This is a genomic window from Zobellia sp. 1_MG-2023, assembly GCF_030549125.1.
In the GTDB taxonomy this organism is placed as follows: Bacteria; Bacteroidota; Bacteroidia; order Flavobacteriales; family Flavobacteriaceae; genus Zobellia; species Zobellia russellii.
Window position 1 is genome coordinate 395,169 of record NZ_JAUOSY010000003.1, and the last position, 21,037, is coordinate 416,205.

The 21,037-nt window shown below is 38.3% G+C and carries 19 protein-coding genes and 1 riboswitch; of the genes, 13 read left to right on the forward strand and 6 right to left on the reverse strand.

The features are described from left to right. Positions 1–4: 4 nt before the first annotated feature. A riboswitch (cobalamin riboswitch) is annotated at positions 5–233 on the reverse strand. A gap of 87 nt (positions 234–320) precedes the next feature. After that, entirely contained in the window at positions 321–770 is a 450-nt protein-coding gene (locus tag Q4597_RS09110) for an FKBP-type peptidyl-prolyl cis-trans isomerase (protein WP_215438978.1), read from the reverse strand. Positions 771–990: 220 nt separating this feature from the next. Between Q4597_RS09110 and Q4597_RS09115 the strand changes: the two genes are divergently transcribed. From Q4597_RS09115 to Q4597_RS09145, 7 genes are all read left to right on the forward strand, one after another. Beyond that, entirely contained in the window at positions 991–2,139 is a 1,149-nt protein-coding gene (locus tag Q4597_RS09115) for an ABC transporter substrate-binding protein (RefSeq protein WP_303405960.1), read from the forward strand. Next, positions 2,140–3,171: an iron ABC transporter permease gene (locus Q4597_RS09120; RefSeq protein WP_303405961.1), complete on the forward strand. Its 1,032-nt coding sequence runs from the start codon at positions 2,140–2,142 to the stop codon at positions 3,169–3,171. Positions 3,172–3,304: 133 nt separating this feature from the next. After that, on the forward strand, positions 3,305–4,177 hold the full coding sequence (locus Q4597_RS09125) for a DUF1080 domain-containing protein (RefSeq protein WP_303405962.1): 873 nt from the start codon (positions 3,305–3,307) through the stop codon (positions 4,175–4,177). A 12-nt stretch (positions 4,178–4,189) separates the two neighbouring features. Further along, entirely contained in the window at positions 4,190–4,972 is a 783-nt protein-coding gene (locus tag Q4597_RS09130; protein ID WP_303406058.1) for an ABC transporter ATP-binding protein, read from the forward strand. A 66-nt stretch (positions 4,973–5,038) separates the two neighbouring features. Further along, entirely contained in the window at positions 5,039–6,385 is a 1,347-nt protein-coding gene (gene rmuC / locus Q4597_RS09135; protein WP_303405963.1) for a DNA recombination protein RmuC, read from the forward strand. Next, positions 6,382–6,747 (forward strand): 6-phosphogluconate dehydrogenase, encoded by a 366-nt coding sequence (locus Q4597_RS09140; RefSeq protein ID WP_303405964.1) that lies wholly within the window; start codon positions 6,382–6,384, stop codon positions 6,745–6,747. Before rmuC ends, Q4597_RS09140 begins: the two co-directional genes overlap by 4 nt. Beyond that, on the forward strand, positions 6,747–7,292 hold the full coding sequence (locus Q4597_RS09145) for an acyl-CoA thioesterase (RefSeq protein ID WP_215438972.1): 546 nt from the start codon (positions 6,747–6,749) through the stop codon (positions 7,290–7,292). Before Q4597_RS09140 ends, Q4597_RS09145 begins: the two co-directional genes overlap by 1 nt. On the opposite strand, the gene pgl is transcribed toward Q4597_RS09145, so the two are convergent. Together pgl and zwf are read right to left on the reverse strand one after the other, a co-directional pair. After that, positions 7,273–7,998: a 6-phosphogluconolactonase gene (gene pgl / locus Q4597_RS09150; RefSeq protein ID WP_215914636.1), complete on the reverse strand. Its 726-nt coding sequence runs from the start codon at positions 7,996–7,998 to the stop codon at positions 7,273–7,275. The genes Q4597_RS09145 and pgl overlap by 20 nt on opposite strands. 54 nt (positions 7,999–8,052) lie before the next feature. Continuing rightward, positions 8,053–9,585: a glucose-6-phosphate dehydrogenase gene (gene zwf / locus Q4597_RS09155; RefSeq protein ID WP_215438970.1), complete on the reverse strand. Its 1,533-nt coding sequence runs from the start codon at positions 9,583–9,585 to the stop codon at positions 8,053–8,055. Positions 9,586–9,758: 173 nt separating this feature from the next. On the opposite strand from zwf, the gene gndA reads away from it, so the two are divergent. The 4 genes from gndA (at position 9,759) to Q4597_RS09175 (ending at position 14,517) form a co-directional block, all read left to right on the forward strand. Continuing rightward, complete coding sequence (gene gndA / locus Q4597_RS09160; RefSeq protein ID WP_215914638.1) at positions 9,759–11,171, forward strand: NADP-dependent phosphogluconate dehydrogenase; 1,413 nt, start codon at positions 9,759–9,761, stop codon at positions 11,169–11,171. A 48-nt stretch (positions 11,172–11,219) separates the two neighbouring features. After that, a complete protein-coding gene (locus Q4597_RS09165) occupies positions 11,220–11,777 on the forward strand; it encodes a DUF3124 domain-containing protein (RefSeq protein WP_215438968.1) in 558 nt (185 codons plus the stop codon). Between the two features lie 145 nt (positions 11,778–11,922). Beyond that, positions 11,923–14,151: a response regulator gene (locus Q4597_RS09170; protein WP_303405965.1), complete on the forward strand. Its 2,229-nt coding sequence runs from the start codon at positions 11,923–11,925 to the stop codon at positions 14,149–14,151. Positions 14,152–14,166: 15 nt separating this feature from the next. After that, entirely contained in the window at positions 14,167–14,517 is a 351-nt protein-coding gene (locus Q4597_RS09175) for a ribose-5-phosphate isomerase (protein ID WP_303405966.1), read from the forward strand. Positions 14,518–14,643: 126 nt separating this feature from the next. Here the strand turns inward: Q4597_RS09175 and carB are convergent, their stop codons facing one another. Both carB and rpmH read right to left on the reverse strand, forming a co-directional pair. Next, positions 14,644–17,499 carry a carbamoyl-phosphate synthase large subunit gene (gene carB / locus Q4597_RS09180; protein WP_215438965.1) on the reverse strand — a complete coding sequence of 952 codons (2,856 nt, stop codon included), beginning with the start codon at positions 17,497–17,499 and terminating at the stop codon, positions 14,644–14,646. A 119-nt stretch (positions 17,500–17,618) separates the two neighbouring features. Then, complete coding sequence (gene rpmH / locus Q4597_RS09185; protein ID WP_072991142.1) at positions 17,619–17,786, reverse strand: 50S ribosomal protein L34; 168 nt, start codon at positions 17,784–17,786, stop codon at positions 17,619–17,621. Positions 17,787–17,971: 185 nt separating this feature from the next. On the opposite strand from rpmH, the gene Q4597_RS09190 reads away from it, so the two are divergent. Together Q4597_RS09190 and Q4597_RS09195 are read left to right on the forward strand one after the other, a co-directional pair. After that, positions 17,972–18,877 carry a DUF6263 family protein gene (locus tag Q4597_RS09190; protein ID WP_303405967.1) on the forward strand — a complete coding sequence of 302 codons (906 nt, stop codon included), beginning with the start codon at positions 17,972–17,974 and terminating at the stop codon, positions 18,875–18,877. A 5-nt stretch (positions 18,878–18,882) separates the two neighbouring features. Next, positions 18,883–19,398: a DUF2892 domain-containing protein gene (locus tag Q4597_RS09195; RefSeq protein ID WP_215914641.1), complete on the forward strand. Its 516-nt coding sequence runs from the start codon at positions 18,883–18,885 to the stop codon at positions 19,396–19,398. Positions 19,399–19,443: 45 nt separating this feature from the next. Here the strand turns inward: Q4597_RS09195 and cls are convergent, their stop codons facing one another. After that, positions 19,444–20,916 carry a cardiolipin synthase gene (gene cls, locus Q4597_RS09200; protein WP_303405968.1) on the reverse strand — a complete coding sequence of 491 codons (1,473 nt, stop codon included), beginning with the start codon at positions 20,914–20,916 and terminating at the stop codon, positions 19,444–19,446. Positions 20,917–21,037: the final 121 nt, after the last annotated feature.

Consider the following 21,037-nt stretch of genomic DNA (forward strand, 5'->3'; position numbering starts at 1 on the left):
TCTTGTTTAAGGTTATGAAATTGGCAGGTCTCCTGACTTGTTCCATGTTATTTTACCTTCCCATCCATTTAAACGGACAGTGGTCTAGAAGAAAACAACACCCTCATTAAGAGGTACCAAGAAATTCTTGGCAAGAACATACAGTTGCGGGAACAGTTCCGGATTTTAACCGGATTCCCTTTTAATCGACAAAGTATATGCTACCGTATCGAACCAAAATTCGCGGCGAAGGTAATCAATTCGTTCAAAATTACAACCCTAAAAAAAGTCCGTTCTCAAACGATATAGAACAAAATAGATGTGCTTTTTACAAAAACGTCTTAATTAGTGGCTAAAAGCTTAACCTCAAAAATAAGTACGGAACCCCCAGGAATACCACGGTTATCAGAGTTTCCATAACCCAAAGCCGCAGGTACCAAGAGAATACCGTTTCCTCCCTCTTTAAAATAGGTGATTCCTTCTGTCCACCCAGCAATTACCTGCCTTAGGTTAAAAGAAATACCTTCCGCACTACTTTCATCAAAAACTTCTTTGTCCGTAAAGTAACCTTTATACGCTACAGTAACATCCGAATTAAAATTTGGTCGTTCTCCCGTTCCTTCTTCTTCAACTACATAATAGAGTCCACTATCGCTCCTGGTGGCATTTAAACCATTGGCCGCAATATATTCCTTTATCTCCTCCTCGTTCTTGGCTACATAATCTACTTTTTCATCATCACTACACGAGCCAAATACAACTAAGGCTAAAACAAATAAAATTTTCTTCATTACAATTTTTTTAAGCATCAAATATAATGAACTATTAACAGGCCTTAAACTATTTTTAAACTCCCTTAAAATTAATTTAATAGCACAATGACAATTAGTGGGTTACGTACCTCCTCTTTCTAAAAATATTTAGCTCGCCACTTTTTTCTTAGGGCATAAAGAATGTACCTTTAATGCCATAATAGAGCCATACCTTAACTACAGAAACAAAACAAACCCATTGAAAAACAGCATCTTAATTCTATTTTTTTGCTTCTTTATCGCTTGTAAGACCGATAAAAAAAGTGATTCGCAATTACAACTTGAGCCTTCAACAGAAATTGAAATTAGCCATGCCAAAGGTTTTTCAATTGAGACCTCCAGTAACGGACTAACCACTATTGAAGTCTCATCTGCTTGGCCCGGAGCAAACACTTCCTTTAAATATGCGTTGATTCCAAAAAGTAAATTGGCCTCAATTACGTTTAATAAGGACGAATATGATGCTGTTGTTGCCGTACCCATAGAACGGTTGATCGTAACTTCTACAACTCATATACCAGCCCTTGAAGCCTTGGGCGTAACCAACAAACTGGTTGGCTTCCCTAATACAGATTTAATTTCCTCTGAAAAGACACGTAAACGAATTGATAATGGATATATAAAGGAACTAGGGAACAATGAAACGTTGAATACCGAAATTACCCTAAACCTTAAACCTGATGTAGTTGTAGGTTTTGGTATTAACAATCAGAATAAGGCGTACCAAACCTTAATTCGTTCTAATGTTCCTGTGGTTTATAATGGAGACTGGACAGAGGAATCTCCCTTAGGAAAAGCGGAATGGCTTAAGTTTTTTGCTCCTTTTTTTGGTTTGGAAACTAAAGCGGACAGTATATTTAAATCTATAGAAAAGTCTTACTTACAAACAAAAGACATTGCTAATCGTGCTACCAAAAAACCTACGGTTCTTACAGGCGGACTATACAAAGACGTTTGGCATGTTGCTGGAGGAAAAAGCTGGATGGCACAATTTTTAAGGGATGCCAAAACCGATTATTTATGGAAAGAAACTCCCGAAACAGGGGGAATTGGCCTGAGCTTGGAATCTGTTCTAGCCACTGCACAAGATGCAGATTATTGGCTAAACCCTTCTATGCTTACCTCCTATGAAGAAGTAAAAGAATCCAACAAACATTACACTCAATTTAAGGCTTACAAGGACAAAACCGTTTTTTCCAATACAATTGCCAAAGGAGAAACAGGCGGTTTATTATACTATGAATTGGGGCCTATGCGGCCAGACCTTGTACTAAAAGACCTTATCCACATTTTTCATCCAGAATTGCTTCCGGACCACGAACTGTTTTTCTTTAAGCCTTTAAACTAATTGCAAGACCCTAAAACATACCGTAATTCATTCATTTTCCTGATTGCTATTTTAGTAGTTGCACTAGGGGTCAATATCTCTTTGGGCTCGGTTTCTATTCCCTTTTCGGAAACATTACATTCCATATTTGGCAAAGAAATAGAAAATATCGCTTGGGAATATATCATTTGGAACTACAGGATACCCAAAGCTTTTACGGCTATATTGGTAGGCGCAGGATTATCCTTAAGCGGGCTCTTGATGCAAACCTTGTTCAGGAACCCCTTGGCAGGCCCATTCGTACTGGGTATTAGCTCCGGGGCCAGTTTAGGTGCCGCTTTCTTAATTATGGGGTCATCAACATTGGCATCATTATTCGGGTTGAGTCTGGTTACGGATGTATCTATGGCCATTGTTTCCAGTATAGGTAGTTTTCTGGTGCTTTTGGCCGTTATCACTGTGGCCTCCAAAGTAAAGGACACTATGGCCCTTTTGATAATAGGACTCATGTTCGGGAGTATTAGCGCTGCAATAGTGAGTGTGCTTTCTTACTTTACGGATGCAGAGAAGCTTCAACAGTTTGTGTACTGGTCTTTTGGGAGTGTTGGCAACCTATCTTGGCACCAATTGGGCCTACTGTTCATCATTATCCTTTTAGGAATACTTCTTGCCATATTGTGCATAAAACCGTTAAACGCCCTTCTCCTTGGAGAAAACTATGCAAAAAGTTTGGGTGTAAATTTAATTCGTTCACGGTATCAAATTATTATTGCAACGGGCTTATTGGCCGGGGTTGTTACCGCGTTTGCCGGTCCCATTGCTTTTATAGGTTTGGCCGTGCCACATTTAACGCGCCAAATCTTCAATACTACGGAACATCGCATTTTACTTCCTGCCGTTCTAATCTACGGAGCCATTTTAATGCTTATTTGTGATACTATAGCCCAACTTCCTAATAGTGCCGAAGTATTCCCTATCAACGCAATTACAAGCATTCTAGGAGCTCCTGTAGTTATTTGGTTGTTAATTAGAAAAAGAAAGATGGTGTTTTAACAATAGTTCCTTTCTTTAAGCTTTAAATTATACATATAAGATCATATGTTATACTCTCGTTGTTCCTAATCCTATAGTTTTACGAGTAATGAACTATTGAACTTTTTTCGTTAAATCAATCTTAACAACACCAATGAAAACTAAACTAATTTACCTGCTTCTTCTTGTATCTACAACCTATTTCTTGAACGCTCAAAAGAACGATAAAGGATGGGAGAACCTATTGGACAAAGACCTTACGAACTGGGATATTTTCATGGGTGTACCTCATACGTCATTAGACCTAGAAGGCTATGAAAAAGGAGACGGTATGCACGGCACACCAATTGGACTCAACAATGACCCTTTAAATGTCTTTACCACTACTCAAGAAAACGGGGAAACCATTTTAAATGTAAGCGGGGAAATTTACGGAGGTTTAAGCACCAAAAAAGAATATGAAAACTACCATTTGATCTTTGATATAAAATGGGGAACGAAAAAATACGAACCACGCTTAAAAGATAAAAGAGACAGTGGTGTACTCTACCACGCCCAAGAACCTCACGGACAGTTCTGGAACGTTTGGATGCGTGCCCCGGAAATGCAAGTACAAGAAACGGATTGTGGTGATTTCTTTCCACTGGCCGGTGTTAGCATGGACATCAAGGCTACAAAACGAATGGACAACGGAAAAGAGTTTTGGTTCTATGACCCAAATGGCGAAATGCGCACTTTTAAAACCGGCGGTAATGGCCGTTGTAGAAGAATTGCTAATTTTGAAAATCCGCATGGGCAATGGAGCCGTTTGGAGCTTATCTGCATAGAGGATAAGGCCTACCATATTGTAAACGGAAAAGTGGTTATGGTTCTAGAAAATGCAAAAGAATACAACAAAGAAGGTATCGCAAAATCACTGACAAAAGGAAAAATACAGTTTCAGTCCGAAGCCTGCGAGGTTTATTACAAGAATATTAAAATTAAGAACATCAAGAAGTTACCAAAGGAAATCAAAAAACAACTTTAACAAAAAATCGTCATAGGGCTCCTAAAAAAACATACTACGCTTTCATCTGCCAACCTATCTATTGGATACGGTTCCAATGCTATTGCCCAAAATATTACTTTTGGCCTGGAGCCCGGTGAGCTTACGGCCATAGTTGGCGTGAACGGTATTGGAAAATCTACTTTATTGCGAACCCTGGGCAATTCACAACCTCAGCTGGCCGGCCATATAGCGGTTAAGGGCAAACCTATTGCCGCTTACTCTCCGCAAGACCTATCAGCTGAGATAAGCATGGTTCTTACGGAGCCTATTGCCTCTAAAAACCTTTCCGTTATTGAATTAGTGGCTTTAGGAAGGCAGCCCTATACCAATTGGCTGGGTACTCTTACAGCAACGGACAAACAGAAAATAAAAGAAGCCCTAAAATCCCTGCAGCTAGAAAAACTTCAGGATAAAAAATGTTATGAGCTAAGCGACGGGCAATTGCAACGTGTTATGATTGCCCGGGCTTTAGCGCAAGATACATCTATCATCCTATTGGACGAACCCACTACGCATCTAGACCTTTACCATAAAATACAGATTTTAAAACTGCTTCGTTCCATTGCACATTCCACAAAAAAAATTGTGCTATTTACTACCCATGAGATTGAAATGGCTATTCAGCTGTGCGACAAAATGGTTCTGTTAGATGGAAAAGAGAATTACTTTGGACAACCTTGCGAACTAATTGAACAAAAAGCGTTTGAGTCGTTATTCCCTTCCGATACCGTTGCTTTTGACCCAAAGACAGGTTCTTTTAGGATAAAAAAGTAACGTAAGAGTGATGTTTGGTTTTAAAGCCAATCTCGTATCTTTACCCCCGAACACTTTATTTTACAAATGAACATTTACCTTATATATTTATTAATAGGACTGATATGTCTTGCGGCAGGTTATTTCCTAGGAAACTATATTCAAAATTTAAAGACAAAAAGCAGCCAGAGTGCGCTTGAAGAACGCGAACAACAATTACATGCCAATCTTGGTGTTATGGAGCAACGGCTACGTGACAGTGAAGAACATAAACTGCAACTGCAGAGTGAAAAAGAACAACTGGGCAACCAGATTGTACGTTACCAGGCCGATTTAGAGAACCTTCAACTAAAAAATAGGGAACAAAAAGACGAGGTAGAAAAGCTTCAAGAAAAGTTTACCAAAGAGTTTGAAAACCTTGCCAACAAGATTTTAGAGGAGAAAAGTTTAAAGTTTACGGAGCGTAACGAAAAGAACATTAAAGACATCCTATCCCCTTTAAATGAAAAAATACAACTTTTTGAAAAGAAAGTTGAAGAGAGCCAAAAGGAGAACATCAGCATACATTCAGCCTTAAAAGAGCAACTTTTAAACCTGCAGACGCAAAACCTAAAAATCACCCAAGAAGCAGAGAACCTTACCAAGGCATTAAAAGGCGACAGCAAAATGCAAGGAAATTGGGGGGAATTGGTTCTGGAACGTGTATTGGAAAAATCCGGTCTTGAAAAAGACAGGGAATATTCCGTGCAACAAAGTTTTACCCGAGAAGATGGTTCAAGGGTACTTCCAGATGTTATTATTAACCTACCCGATGGGAAAAAGATGGTTGTTGATTCCAAAGTATCCCTTACCGATTATGAGCGGTACGTAAACGCGGAAGAGGACCTGCGCGACAAATTCCTAAAGGACCATATTAATTCCCTTAAGCGTCACGTAGACCAGCTTTCTTCAAAAAAATACGAAGACCTGTACGCTATGGAAAGTCCGGATTTTGTGCTCATGTTCGTACCCATAGAACCTGCTTTTGCCATTGCTATAAACAATGATCCTACGTTATACAACAAAGCATTTGAACAGAACATAGTTATAGTTACCCCATCTACCTTACTTGCTACCCTGCGTACCATAGACAGTATGTGGAACAATGAAAAGCAACAGCGCAACGCCATAGAGATTGCCAGACAGGCGGGAGCTCTTTATGATAAGTTTGAAGGTTTTGTAAACGACCTTACCAAAGTTGGTAAGAAAATGGACGAGGCCAAATCTGAATACAAAGGAGCCATGAACAAGCTTGTAGAAGGGCGGGGCAATATTGTTATTAGCATAGAAAAATTGAAGAAAATGGGTGCCAAGGCTAAAAAATCCATTCCCGAACCCATATTAAAACGCGCTCAAGACGATGATTTTGAAAGCGAACTAAAACTGAAACCATGAAAAAGTCGCTTTTTGTAACCCTGGGCATTATTATAGCCCTTTTCGTAATTGTTTACGCCTTTATTTACTTTGTACCGTATAGCGATGGTATACGCTCTGGAGAGCTAATAAAAATAAGCCACAAAGGAGTTATCGTAAAAACTTGGGAAGGCGAGATAAGTCAAGGTATTTCCGGAGCTCAAATCTTTTCTTTTTCTGTATTGGACAAGGATAAAGAAGTAATAGAGAAGCTTCAAGAATATCAGGGCCAATATGTAAAATTGCACTATGTAGAGCGCTTTGCCACCTTTCTTTGGTTGGGCGATAGTAAATATTTCATTACCGACGTACAGAAAGAACAATCACCTCATTTTAGAAACTAATGGAAAAGTTTAAAAGCGCTAACGAGTCTAGAGTATCAATAACAGAGCTTATGCTCCCCTCCCATTCTAATTTTGGGGGTAAGGTTCACGGTGGCCACATTCTTAATCTTATGGACCAAATTGCCTTTGCCTGTGCTTCCAAACACTCGCAGCGGTACTGTGTAACGGCATCCGTTAACCGTGTAGATTTTTTACACCCTGTAGAAGTGGGTGAACTGTTAACGCTTAGAGCCTCTATTAACTATACGGGAAAAACATCTATGGTCGTGGGGGTTCGCGTAGAATCGCAAAACATAACCACGGGTACAAAGCGCCATTGCAACTCTTCCTATTTTACTATGGTAGCGAAAGATGAAAACGGGAAAAGTGTTCCCGTACCCGGCTTACTTCTAGAAAACGAACAAGGTGTTAGACGTTTTTCCAGAAGTAAACAGCGTAAAGAAGAGGCCTTTTCAAGAGACACTCAATTTGACTCTTCACAATTTAAAATGGAAATGCATTTAGAGAGTCTTAGCAACGAAAATGTTAAACTTGCCCTTCGGTAATTTTAGCGGCCGCGGCCTTATCCAAAAACCAAAGTAAATCTCCTGTTGTAGGTGCCACTAAATTGGCAGGGTACGCAGTGTACGAACCTTCCTTATTTATAATTTCTCCTACCTTTTCCTCTTTACTGGCCCCTGTTACCAAAAAGGCCACAGTTTTAGAGTGGTTGATGACATTCCCTGTTATGGTAACTCGTTTTTGACCAGAATCTGGATGAACGGCAACTGCGCAAAGGTTTTCTGAGTCCCACAATTCTATTTCATGCGGAAAAATAGATGCTGTATGACCATCATCTCCCATACCCAAAATAACTAAATCAAATTGAGGGAATCCATTTTTGGCCGGAAGTTCATTTTTCAATACTTGGGCATAACGCTCTGCTTCCTTTTCAGGGTCATTTTCTCCTTCTACCCTATGAATATTACCCTCTGGGATATCAATTTTTGACAAAAGGTGCTCTACGGTCATTTTATAATTACTTTCATCATCCGTAGGAAGTACACAGCGTTCATCTCCCCAATAAAAATGTACCAGTTTCCAATCTATACTAGCTCCAAACTTTTCGGCCAGTACATCAAAAACTATTTTTGGCGTGCTTCCTCCCGAAAGCGCTACATGAAAAGGTTCGTTTCCTTTGGTCTGCTCTGCAAAATACTTTGAAAACTCTTGAGCAACTTCAACTTTATCTTGATATATCTTTAATTCCATAATTTTATTTAAATGAACAAAAGAGCCCTTCTTTAAAAAGGGCCTTTACTTTAATTAACAAATGACACAAAAACCAGGGTCGTCCGTAAGATTAGGACCTGGATTTCTCCACTCACCAATACCATCTATGAGCTCATGAGAATTTTCAGGGCCCCAAACACCGGCGGCATACCCGTACATACGCACATCTTTGCCGTTTTCCCAGTACTTTAAGATAGGGTCTACAAATTCCCAAGCCGCCTCAACCTCATCAGCTCTCGCATATAAGGTTGCATCACCCTGCATAGCATCTAACAATAAGCGCTCATACGCATCCATTACATGGGTTTCAGCTAAACTAGAATAGTAAAAATCTAAATTAGCACGTTCTACCTTAAAGCCCTGACCTGGTACTTTTACACCAAATTTCAATAGAATACCTTCATCTGGCTGAATACGGATTACCAATTTATTGTCCTTGCTATCTAACCCGGAGTCTTGAAAAATTTGATGATGAGGGGTTTTAAAGTGAATCACCACTTCCGTTGCCTTGGTAGGCATTCTCTTTGCGGTGCGAACGTAGAACGGTGTATCTTTCCATCTCCAGTTATCAACAAAGAACTTAATGGCCGCAAAGGTTTCCGTGGTAGAATCTTTATCCACTCCCTCTTCTTCTCGATAACCTTTAACTTCTTCTCCGTCTATAACGGATTTGGTGTATTGCGCCCTAATGGTATTATCAAATAATTCCTGCTCGGTTTTCATAACCCTGAGCGATTTAAGCGCCTTTACTTTTTCGTTTCGTATATCTTCCGGAGCATCGCTTATAGGCGGCTCCATAACAATTAAAGAAACAATCTGTAATAAATGGTTCTGGAACATATCCCGTAAGGCACCGGATTTATCATAATATCCTCCTCTTTTCTCCACACCAACACTCTCTGCATTGGTGATTTCTACGTGGTGTATGTAGTTCCTGTTCCAAAGAGGCTCAAAAATACTATTGGCAAAACGGGTAACCAATAGGTTCTGTACCGTCTCCTTACCTAAATAGTGGTCTATTCTATATATCTGATGTTCCTTAAAAAATTGCTGAAGGCCGCTATTAAGCTGTTTGGCAGTATCCAAACTGTAGCCAAAAGGTTTTTCAACAATTAAGCGTTTCCAACCATTGTTTTGGGTGCTCATACCTGCATCTGCAAGGTTTTGAGCTATTGTTTCATATAATGTAGGTGGCGTAGAAAGGTAGTATATGATATTACCAGATGTTTGGTATTTGTTCTTTAAGTCTTCAACCCTCTTTCTCAAGCGACCATAGTCCGTGTCATAACTCCCTCCTAAATCTTCGTAAAAGAATTTATCCGCAAAGTTCTTTACTTCCTCTTCCTTTAGATCTTTAAGCTTATCCTCTAAATAAGTGCTCTCTAATACCACTTTATTCCTAAAAGCGCTATCGGTCATATCACTCCTACTTGCCCCTAGTACCACAAAATTTTCAGGAAGTTGATTGGCCTGATACAAATTAAAAAGTGCGGGTACAAGTTTTCTTGCCGTAAGGTCGCCAGAAGCGCCAAATATCACAAGAATTTGATTTTCTGTTTTATTCATAATGAGATAATATCCTAATACTATTTGAAAGGTTAAAAGTATCGAAAAGATGCAGTAATACCAACGAGTTTACCCTAAGATAATCTTACATTTCAATAATTTCGTTTAATTTTGGTTGTACCTACCAAAAAAGAACAATTTGAACGTTGATCGTTTAATTTTAAAATTAGGAAATGGAAGAAAAATATGATTTTGGATTAATAGGCCTTGGTGTTATGGGCCGTAACTTTATATTAAATGTAGCAGACAATGGTTTTTCTGCTTTCGGATACGATTTAGACGCTGAAAAAGTAGCCGCTTTAAAGGAAGAAGGAGGCCATGAGGCCAAGGTCAATGCCTCTACGAACATCAAAACATTCGTTAAATCGTTAAAGGAACCCCGAAAAATTATGCTTTTGGTTCCTGCTGGTAAAATTGTAGATGCCGTTATAGAAAGTCTTTTACCTCATATAGATCGCGGTGATATCATCATAGACGGTGGAAACTCATTTTTTACGGATACTGACCGTCGTGAAGCCTATCTTCATGATAAGGCGATTAACTTTTTTGGAGCCGGTGTTTCGGGTGGTGCAAAAGGTGCTCGTCTAGGGCCAAGCATCATGCCTGGAGGCTCAAAATCTGCCTACCAACATATCAAACCTATTTTTGAGGCGGTATCTGCAAAATACAAAGGCGAACCTTGTGTTGCATATTTAGGTCCAAAATCGTCCGGAAACTATGTGAAAATGGTTCACAATGGTATTGAATATGGACTTATGCAATTAACTTCGGAAGTATATGACCTGCTTAAAAAGGCCGGGGATTATACCAACGAGGAGCTTCATACTACCTACTCTAAATGGAACGAGGGCCGTTTACAATCTTTTCTTGTTGAGATTACCTCTAAAATCTTTATTCAGAAAGATGAGCTTAACTTAAGTAAATTGGGGCTTTTGGACCAGATATCTGACCGTGCAAAACAAAAAGGTACGGGAAAATGGACTAGCCAAAACGCAATGGATTTAGGTATCCCCGTTCCTTCTATAGATATTGCTGTTAGCATGCGTGAAATATCAGCCTTAAAAGAAGAGCGAGTAAAAGCAGACGAATTGTACGACCGTCCAGAAGTTGAAAAATTAGACAAGGAAGAATTAGAGAAAATGGCAGAAGAAGCCCTTTACTTCTCCTTTATCATAACTTATGCCCAAGGACTTCACCAATTAGCCGATGCTTCAAAAGAATACAATTACAACTTGGATATAGCTACAATTGCAAAAATCTGGCGTGAAGGATGTATTATTCGTGCAGGATTATTAGCTGATATTTCAGATGCGTTTGAAGCGGACAAGGACCTTCCGAACCTTTTACTTTCTGATCAGTTTATAGACAAAGTAAAAGGCAGTGTTGGCTCTGCTAGAAAATTGGTAGCACATGCAGCCAAAAACGGAATTCCTTTACCTGGCCTTTCTAACTCGCTTACCTATTTTGATGCCTATACATCAAGCAGGTTACCATTAAACCTTATTCAAGCTCAACGGGATTTCTTTGGTTCTCACACTTATGAGCGTTTAGACAAAGAGGGTATTTTCCACACAGAATGGGAATAAAATTAGTTGACCATTAACCTAACTCGATGAGACTAGAACAATAAGGGCATGAGCAAATACAACAATAGCGATTTTTTAATTGAAAATTCTATTTGGGCCCAGACCTGTGTTCTTATACTCATTTTTCTGGTTACCTCTTGCAAACAAGCAAATGAAGAGCAACCAGTAAAGGTTCTTGATGAACATACTTTAACTAGAAGGGTCGATGGTGCAGCCGTCGACCCTCTTACCAAACAAGTCTACGTACCCATTTATTCGGATATTTATAACCAGACCAGAGACTCAAGAACTTTATTGACGGCCACATTAAGCATTAGAAATACCAGTTTAAAAGATAGCCTATTCATCACCACTATAGATTATTACAATACAGGAGGTGACCTGGTTAGAAGTTACCTGGATCAAGCCATCTATCTCCGCCCTATGGAGTCTATTGACTATGTTATAGAACAACAGGATACTTCTGGAGGTAGCGGTGCCAATTTTATCATAGATTGGTATTCCAAACATCCCATAAACCCCTTATTTCAAGCAGTAATGGTTGGTGGTTTGGGTGCACAAGCATTTTCCTTTACTACAGAGGGAATAGAAGTAGACGCAGAATAATATATTCAAGGGCAATTACGTCCTATCTATCAAGATACCATCCATCGATCTATTGACTACTTCGTAATATATTGTGAAGCAAATCCTTATATTAGCTCGTCAAAAAAGGCCAACCCCGAAATTTCTTATTGGCCCCTAAGATTTTATGAGCCCATTCAGATTACTTATTATTGTTTTTTTTCTTTCCCATTTGACTAACACCTTAGCTCAAAACTCAACGGAATGGCAACGGGATACCTTGGAATTTTACGTAAACAAGTCAAACGAGGCCTACGATCAATACAACTATAAAGACGCCATTAAATACGCCGCTACCCTAATAGAAAAAGGACATGAGTACGATTATGATTATTACGAGTTCCTAGGCTACGATATTTTAGGCGGAATTTATTCCGAAACCGAAGACACCATAAAAGGCAAAATCTACTCTGAAAAAGCCCTAGAGCTGGCACGAGCCACAGAAACGGACAGCTTAATAGCATGGGGAGCCTTAAACTTGGGAATCCTTTACTCCGAGAATAAACAAACCTATAACAAGGCCATTGCTTATTTTAAGGAAAGTATAGAATTAAATCAAAAAGCCCAAGATTACGACGAAATATACCTTACGTACATAAATCTTATTTGGACGTACTTAGACAACAATCAACTGGATAATGCGGCCCACTATATACAAAAAGCAGAGGAGCTTTCTTTGCAAGAAGTAGATTCCCTGGACAGGTTGTACATGGATTTGCTACAGGGCAAATATTACCTTGCTAAAAAGAAGTACGATGCAGCAACTCAAAAGCTGGAGAAAATTGCATCGTTTGCCAATGAAAATGAAAATACAGACCTTGCCATAGAGGCATACGGAGATTTATCCAAACTCTACAGTGAAACGGATGATTATAAAAAAGCCTTTGCCAATTTAGACCAACACAATCTCTACAAGCAAAAGGCATACACCTTAAAAAAACTAGAGGAAACCGAGAAGGCACGAGCTAAATACGATTTAGAACAAGCACATAAAGAACTACAGTCTGCCTTAAAGGAACAAGCCTATGCAGAGGAGTTAATCTCCAAATCAAAATCGCTTACCACTGTTCTTATTATTGCCATTGTTATTCTTGTTTTAGCCCTTTTCGGCATTATTACTTTCTTTAAAACCCGAAAGATTTACATCAATAGGTTGATGACAAAGAACAAACAGCTTAGACTTGCCAACGAAAAAGCCGAAAAACTTTCTAAAGTAAAGACCAAGTTCCTATCTACCGTAAGTCATGAACTTAGAACCCCTCTTTATGGAGTGATAGGTATATCTACATTGCTTAAAGAAGACCAAAATCTAAAAGCCTATGCGGACGACTTAAATTCTTTAAAGTTCTCTGCGGATTACTTATTAGCGCTCATTAATGATGTATTGCTTTTGAGTAAGATGGATGCTGAAGCCATTAGCCTATCTAAAGTGCCTTACGAATTGGATACCCTTATACAGAATATAGTACGTTCCTTTGAATTCACGCTACACGAGAACAGCAACAAACTGCACCTTCATATTGACGAGAACATCCCCAATAAATTAATTGGCGACCCTATACGGCTTTCGCAGGTACTTATCAACTTAATGGGCAACGCGATTAAATTCACCGAAAACGGTAATATTTGGTTAAGCCTTGTTGTAGTTGAAACTACTAAGAATGAAAACACCGTGGTAAAATTCACTATAAAGGATGATGGTCTTGGGATTCCCTTGCATATGCAGAAGGAAATTTTTAAAGAGTTTACCCAAATAGAAAATAAAAACCATAGTTATACAGGCACTGGTTTAGGTCTAACCATTGTAAAAAAGATTCTAGACCTTTACGGAAGTGAAATTCAACTTACAAGTCAACCTAACGAAGGAGCGGAATTTAGTTTTGAATTAACACTAGAAAAACAAACTGAGCAACATAAAGCAGTATCTATATTTAATGGCGAATCTAACATACCACAAGGTTTAAAAAATGGCCATACAAGTCATGTCCTGATTGTTGATGACAATAAAATAAACCAAAAGGTCACACAGAAAACCCTAGAGAAACATCATATCAAGTCCAGCTTAGCAAATGATGGCGTACAGGCCGTTGCCATGTGTAAGTCCAACGCATACGATTTAATATTAATGGACATCAATATGCCCAATGTAAACGGTATGGAAGCCACGAAGATGATTCGTAAATTCAATAAGAACATCCCAATTATAGCACTTACAGCCGTTGAGCTAGAAGAAGGAACACAGGAAATACTTAATTCCGGAATGGACGATGTCATACACAAACCCTATAACCTTCCCGAATTTTTGAAAATTATTTTTAAACACCTTCCTAAAGAGGAAATGGATTTATCCCATTAAATAATCCATTTTTAAATGGCCAAAACCCAATATCAGATTTATGTTATAGAACTTTCTAGAAAAGTTTTCACGGAAAACAGACGTTTTCGTGAAGCAAATCCACAATTTAATGGAGTTTTAGAATGCCTGTATGTAGGAATGACTAGCAAAACACCCAAAGAACGTTTTGAACAACATATAAAGGGAAGCTTAAGCAAAAAGGGACACAATCTTTCCTCTAGTATTGTAAGAAAGTATGGTTCCTATCTAAGACCAAGTCTTTACAACCATATTAAACCTCTAAACACCAGAGCAGAGGCTTTAAAAATGGAAGAAACCCTGGCATTGGAACTACGCCGAAAACGTTACGCAGTGTGGTTTAACTAATCGCCTACCCACTTCACTAGCAAATTCCATGAACAAAACAGAACATATTTAAGCTAAAAGTAAGCTATAAAAAAAAGCCGTAACAACTATCTTGTTACGGCTTTTCTGATATTTACTTCAAACAAATTACTTGCTCAAATACATCTTTCTCCTAGCGTAAAGGTTATAAAACTCATCATCCTTTAAGCTATCTATAAAGAGGATACTCTCTCCGGTACTCTTCATTTCAGGACCTAAGTTTTTGTTTACATTAGGGAACTTATTAAAAGAAAAGACCGGTTGTTTAATGGCAAAACCTTTAAGCTCTGGTTTAAAATCAAAATCTTTTACTTTCTTATCCCCTAGCATTACTTTGGTAGCGTAATTTACGTAAGGCTCTTTATAAGCTTTTGCAATAAACGGTACTGTTCTGGATGCTCTTGGATTAGCTTCAATGATGTAAACCATATCATCTTTAACAGCAAACTGAATATTGATCAGACCTACCGTGTTTAAAGCTAAAGCAATCTTCTTGGTATGGTCTTTTATCTGTTGCATGACAAACTCGCCCAAGTTAAACGGTGGCAAGGTAGCATTAGAGTCTCCAGAGTGGATTCCACAAGGCTCAATATGCTCCATTATACCAATGATATAAACATCTTCACCATCACAGATTGCATCGGCTTCCGCTTCTATAGCACCATCCAAGTAATGATCTAAAAGTAACTTATTGTTCGGTATCTTTCTAAGAAGATCCACCACATGCTCTTCTAACTCTTCTTTGTTGATTACAATCTTCATTCCTTGACCTCCAAGAACGTAGGATGGTCTTACCAATAACGGGAAATTAAGCTTATCCGCTAAAGCCAAAGCCTCATCTGCCGTTTCTGCAACCCCAAACTCAGGGAAAGGAATATTGTTTTCTTTTAAAAGTTCTGAGAAGCTACCACGATCTTCCGCAAGATCCAAAGCCTTAAAGCTGGTACCTAATATCTTAACACCATACTTCTCTAGTTTCTCCGCAAGTTTCAGTGCGGTTTGCCCACCTAATTGAACAATTACACCTTCCGGATTCTCATGACGGATAATATCATAGATATGCTCCCAAAAAACAGGCTCAAAATAAAGCTTGTCCGCCGTATCAAAATCCGTTGAAACCGTTTCAGGGTTACAGTTTATCATTATGGTCTCATAACCACATTCAGCAGCGGCAAGTACACCGTGAACACAACAGTAATCAAACTCAATTCCCTGTCCAATTCGGTTTGGTCCGGAACCTAGAACAACAATTTTCTTACGATCGGTAACAACGCTATCGTTCTCAACATAACGTGTTCCGTCCGGTTTTTCTATTTCCGCCTCAAAAGTAGAATAGTAGTAAGGAGTCATCGCCTTAAATTCGGCGGCACAGGTATCTACCAATTTATAGACCCTATTGATGTTCATTTCTTCCGTACGTTTTTTGTGCACTTCGCTCTCATAGCAATCCAGCATATGGGCAATTTGCCTATCGGCAAAACCTTTTTGCTTGGCCTCCAACATCAACTCCTTGTTAAGCGTTGCAATCGTGTAGGTAGAAATCTCTTTTTCTAGCAAATGAAGTTCTTCATACTGCTTTAAGAACCACATATCTATCTTGGTAATCTCATGAATCCTTCTCAAAGGAATACCCAATTGAATAGCATCATAAATTACAAAGACTCTATCCCAACTAGGAACAGTCAATTTCTGAATAATCTGGTCGTAATTACTATACCCTTTACCATCTGCACCTAATCCGTTTCTTTTAATTTCTAAGGATTGAGTTGCTTTATGTAGCGCTTCTTGAAATGAACGTCCAATACCCATAACCTCACCTACAGACTTCATTTGAAGACCCAAAGTGCGATCGGAACCTTCAAATTTATCAAAGTTCCATCTTGGTATTTTTACGATTACATAATCTAGTGTTGGTTCAAATAAAGCAGATGTTGATTTTGTAATCTGATTATCCAACTCGTCTAAGTGATACCCAATAGCCAATTTGGTAGCAATCTTAGCAATAGGGTAACCTGTAGCTTTTGAGGCCAATGCCGATGAACGCGAAACCCTTGGGTTAATCTCAATAGCAATAATATCTTCTTCATCATCTGGGCTAACAGCAAACTGAACGTTACACCCTCCTGCAAAATCTCCAATACTACGCATCATATGGATAGCCATATCACGCATTTTTTGAAAAGTTCTATCAGATAAAGTCATAGCCGGAGCAACCGTAATGGAATCTCCGGTATGGATACCCATAGGATCCATATTTTCTATGGTACAAATAATAACTACGTTATCGTTCTTATCCCGTAACAACTCCAATTCATATTCTTTCCACCCCATAAGGGCTTTATCTATCATTACCTCGTGAATAGGGGAAATCTCCAGACCACGACTTAAATGTTCATCAAAATCTTCTGGTTTGTAAACTATTGAAGCTCCTGCTCCACCCAAGGTATATGATGCTCTAATTACCAAAGGAAAACCAAACTCTTGCGCAATCTCCTTACCTTTTAAGAAGGAAGTAGCCGTAGCTTGCGGTGCCATGCCAACACCAATCTTAAGCATTAGCTCACGAAATTTTTCACGGTCTTCAGTAATATTTATGGCATCAATATCTACCCCGATAAGATCTACTCCAAAATCCTTCCAAATTCCTTTCTCATCTGCCTCTATACATAAATTTAAAGCAGTCTGGCCACCCATAGTTGGTAGCACTGCATCAATTTGAGGGTGTTCCTTTAGAATTTCAATGATCGATTTGGTAGTCAACGGTTTTAAATACACATGATCGGCCATAGAAGGGTCCGTCATGATTGTAGCAGGGTTGCTGTTAATTAAAATAGTTTCAATACCGTCTTCTCGTAATGAACGTAATGATTGCGAACCTGCATAATCAAATTCACAAGCTTGACCTATAACGATTGGACCGGAACCGATCAGTAGTATGGATTTTAAATCTTTTCTTTTGGGCATTAGTTGTATTCTTTAAAACTTTGGCATTAAATTGTTACAAATATCAGTACAAATCTGACATAAAAAAAGGTGTTACTTATAAAAAGTAACACCTATATATTTCTTAAAAAATAATATCATTATTTCTTGTGTCTCGGTTCAGAGGATACAGAAAGTTTTTTTCTTCCTTTAGCTCTTCTACGAGCTAAAACTTTTCTTCCATTTACGGATGCCATACGCTCCCTAAATCCATGTTTATTTCTTCTCTTTCTCTTTGAAGGCTGATATGTTCTTTTCTGTCCGGGCATTGTATTATCCTTTTCTTTGTGTGATACAAGTTTGCGAAACCGCTCGCTAAAACTGGGCGCAAATATACAAAGAGTTTTCTCTTTGGCAAATACATTTTGAAAAATATTTTTATTGAATGCCTACTGCCTAGCGATAGGTTTTTATTACTTTTGCCAAAATCGGATTTTCGCAATAAAATCAATCTATGAGAAACTTTTTGAGCATTATTTTCATTGTTCTTTCAAGTACCGTTTCTTTAGCCCAGACACAACTTGAGTACAAATTGAAGAAAAATGCTGTCTTCACCGTAAAACAAAACGCACAACAAATTATAACACAAGAACTGGATGGTGCCTCGCACATCCTTACCAATAAGATCAATGGTATTTTAGAGTTCAAGGTACTGGAAGTAAGGGACACCACCTACAGAATAGCTTTAAAATTCAAGGACCTAAACTTAAACATGACCTCTAGCATTCAAGGTGAATTGATGGATGTACACGCTCAAGAGGTGAATGAAAATGATATGCAATCCCAAATATTCAACAGTCTTTTAAATAGGCCTGTAAATATTACCCTTGCCAAAACAGGAGACATCCTTGAAGTAAAAGGGGGAGATAGTCTTGTGGTAAAAATGGCCGAAGCATCTGGCCTTAAAGATGAATTTTCATTGAATATGATGAAAAAGTCATTGCAAAAAGAATTTGGGTCAGAGGCGCTTTCTAACAGTTATAAGCAAATGACCTTCATTTATCCCCGTAAAAAAGTAAAAGTGGGAGATACTTGGAAAAACCAGTATACAGGAAAATTGCAAGCAGACAACATATGGACGTTAAAAGCTTTAAACGCAGATACCATAAATATAACAGGAGCAGCCAAAGTTACAATGAACGTAACGGAAGCGGCAACTACAATGAAGCTTAAAGGCTCTCAAAAAACGAACATTACCACTAGTGCAACTACTGGTTTCATCAAAAAGATGACTGTAGAAGGTGTTTCCACCGGATCCTCTACAATGACGCAAATGGGCGATCAGGAAATACCTACGACCATAGAGTCCACCATTACATATGAGCTTCTAACGAATTTAAACGAACCGATCAATAATTAATACACATGTTCAATAAAAACCTTAAACTTGTCATAGCAGGACTTATTATAGCTTACGCCGTATATCAATTTATAGAAGGATATATTGGTAATGGAATCTTTTTAATTCTACTGTCCCTAATCTTCATTTTCCTTTATTTCAGAAACGAGATTATTCTATTGGCTTTTCTCCGTATGAGAAAACAAGATTTAGAAGGCACACAAAAGTGGTTGAGCAAAATAAAGAATCCTGAGGCCGCCCTAGTTACAAAACAACAAGGATATTTTAACTACCTACACGGTATTATTCACTCTCAAAAAAACCTTACCCAAGCCGAGAAGTATTTTAAAAAGGCTCTAAAACTTGGTCTTACAATGGATTATGACGTAGCCATGGCCAAATTAAGCCTTGCGGGAATTGCAATGCAAAAAAGAAGAAAAAGAGAAGCCACTACACTTCTACAAGAAGCCAAAAAGCTTGATAAGAGCAATATGCTTACTGATCAAATAAAAATGATGCAGCAGCAAATGAAGAAGATTTAAGTTGTAGTTAGTGGTTAGTAAAAATACTATCGACCACAAAAAAAGCTATAACAACGGAGCCCATAACCGACTAAAAGATTCTTTTAGCTTTCGGCGCAAACCGCGGTTTTGCCATCTTTCAAGTTCTACCTCTTCGCACTCGTCCAAATCATCAAAAAAGTTGGTTGCGAGTTGGCGGTTTATATCTTGGTTATAAATCATGGCATTTATTTCAAAATTGATAGAAAAGCTTCTATAATCTAAATTAGCCGTTCCTACCGTTGAAAATTGATTATCGATTACCATAGTCTTGGCATGGATAAAACCTTTACAGTATCTGTAGATTCTGATACCCGATTCCAGACAATGCTCAATATATGAATCACCTGCGTACTGTGCGGCCCATGAATCGGATTCATAAGGAACTATGACCCTTACATCCAGTCCGCTTCTTGCAGCCGTAGTCAAAGCTGTTAAAATGGCATCATTAGGCATAAAATATGGAGATGTAATATAAATACGCTCCTTAGCCGAACTAATAGCACAAAAAATAGCTTCCATAATATTGGCCCAGTCCGTATCCGGACCACTAGCGGCAATCTGAACCGCCACAGGTTTCTCTGTTTCGGGTTTGTTCTGCGGGAAGAAAGACTTCTCTATATCAACTTCGTTATTGGAAGCAAAGTTCCAATTTAACAAAAAAGAAGACTGTAAAGAACCTACTGCCCCACCCTGCAATCTTAAATGTGTATCACGCCAATAACGCGGGTTCTTATAGCTGTTATCATAGCGTTGCGCCAAGTTTATTCCACCAACATACCCTACCTTACCATCTATCACAATTATCTTCCTGTGGTCTCTATAATTGAGTTTTCCCGTAGAATTTGAAAAAAGTACCGGCATAAAGGCATAATGCTCTATTCCGGCTTTGGTCATATTTTTCTTTACTCTATTTGAAATTTTACTACCTACATCATCATAAACCAACCTAACTTTAACCCCAGATTTTGCCTTATCCATGAGAATACTAATGAGTTTATTTCCAAGCTCATCATCAAACAAAACAAAATATTCTAGGTGTATATGCGTTTGGGCATTTTTCAGGTCTTGAAATAATCGTTTAAATTTTTCTTCGCCATTTATTAAAATTTCAACATTATTATCAAAAGTAAGAACCGCTTTCTCATTGTTTTTCAGCAATTTATACACTTTAAAAATACCTTCCCCATAAGTTTCCTCAAAATCTTCCCGCTCACTAGAGTCCAGCCGAAAGTTAGCCCGCCATTCCTTTATCTTTTGATTGTCCAAAAAATACTTCTTTTCAAAAATCTTTGATTTCCGATAATCTTGCCCAAACAAATAGTATACGATCAACCCAAGAAAAGGCAGTACAGCCAAGGCAAAAAGAAAAGAAAGTGTTTTTACCGGGTTTTTATTTTTTAGAAGGATAAAGAAAGACAGCACAATAACAAGCCCATAGTTAATACCCAAAAGTATCAACCAAAGATTATTATTAAAAAAATTTAGTGTTGTATCCATCTTTCTTACAACCGAATAAGGCCTGAGTTTAGCCAGAATCAGCCACTATATAAAGATGGGGAATAAAATGGAGTAAAAAAGCCTCAATACGAATTTTATATAACCGTATTGAGGCCTTGAA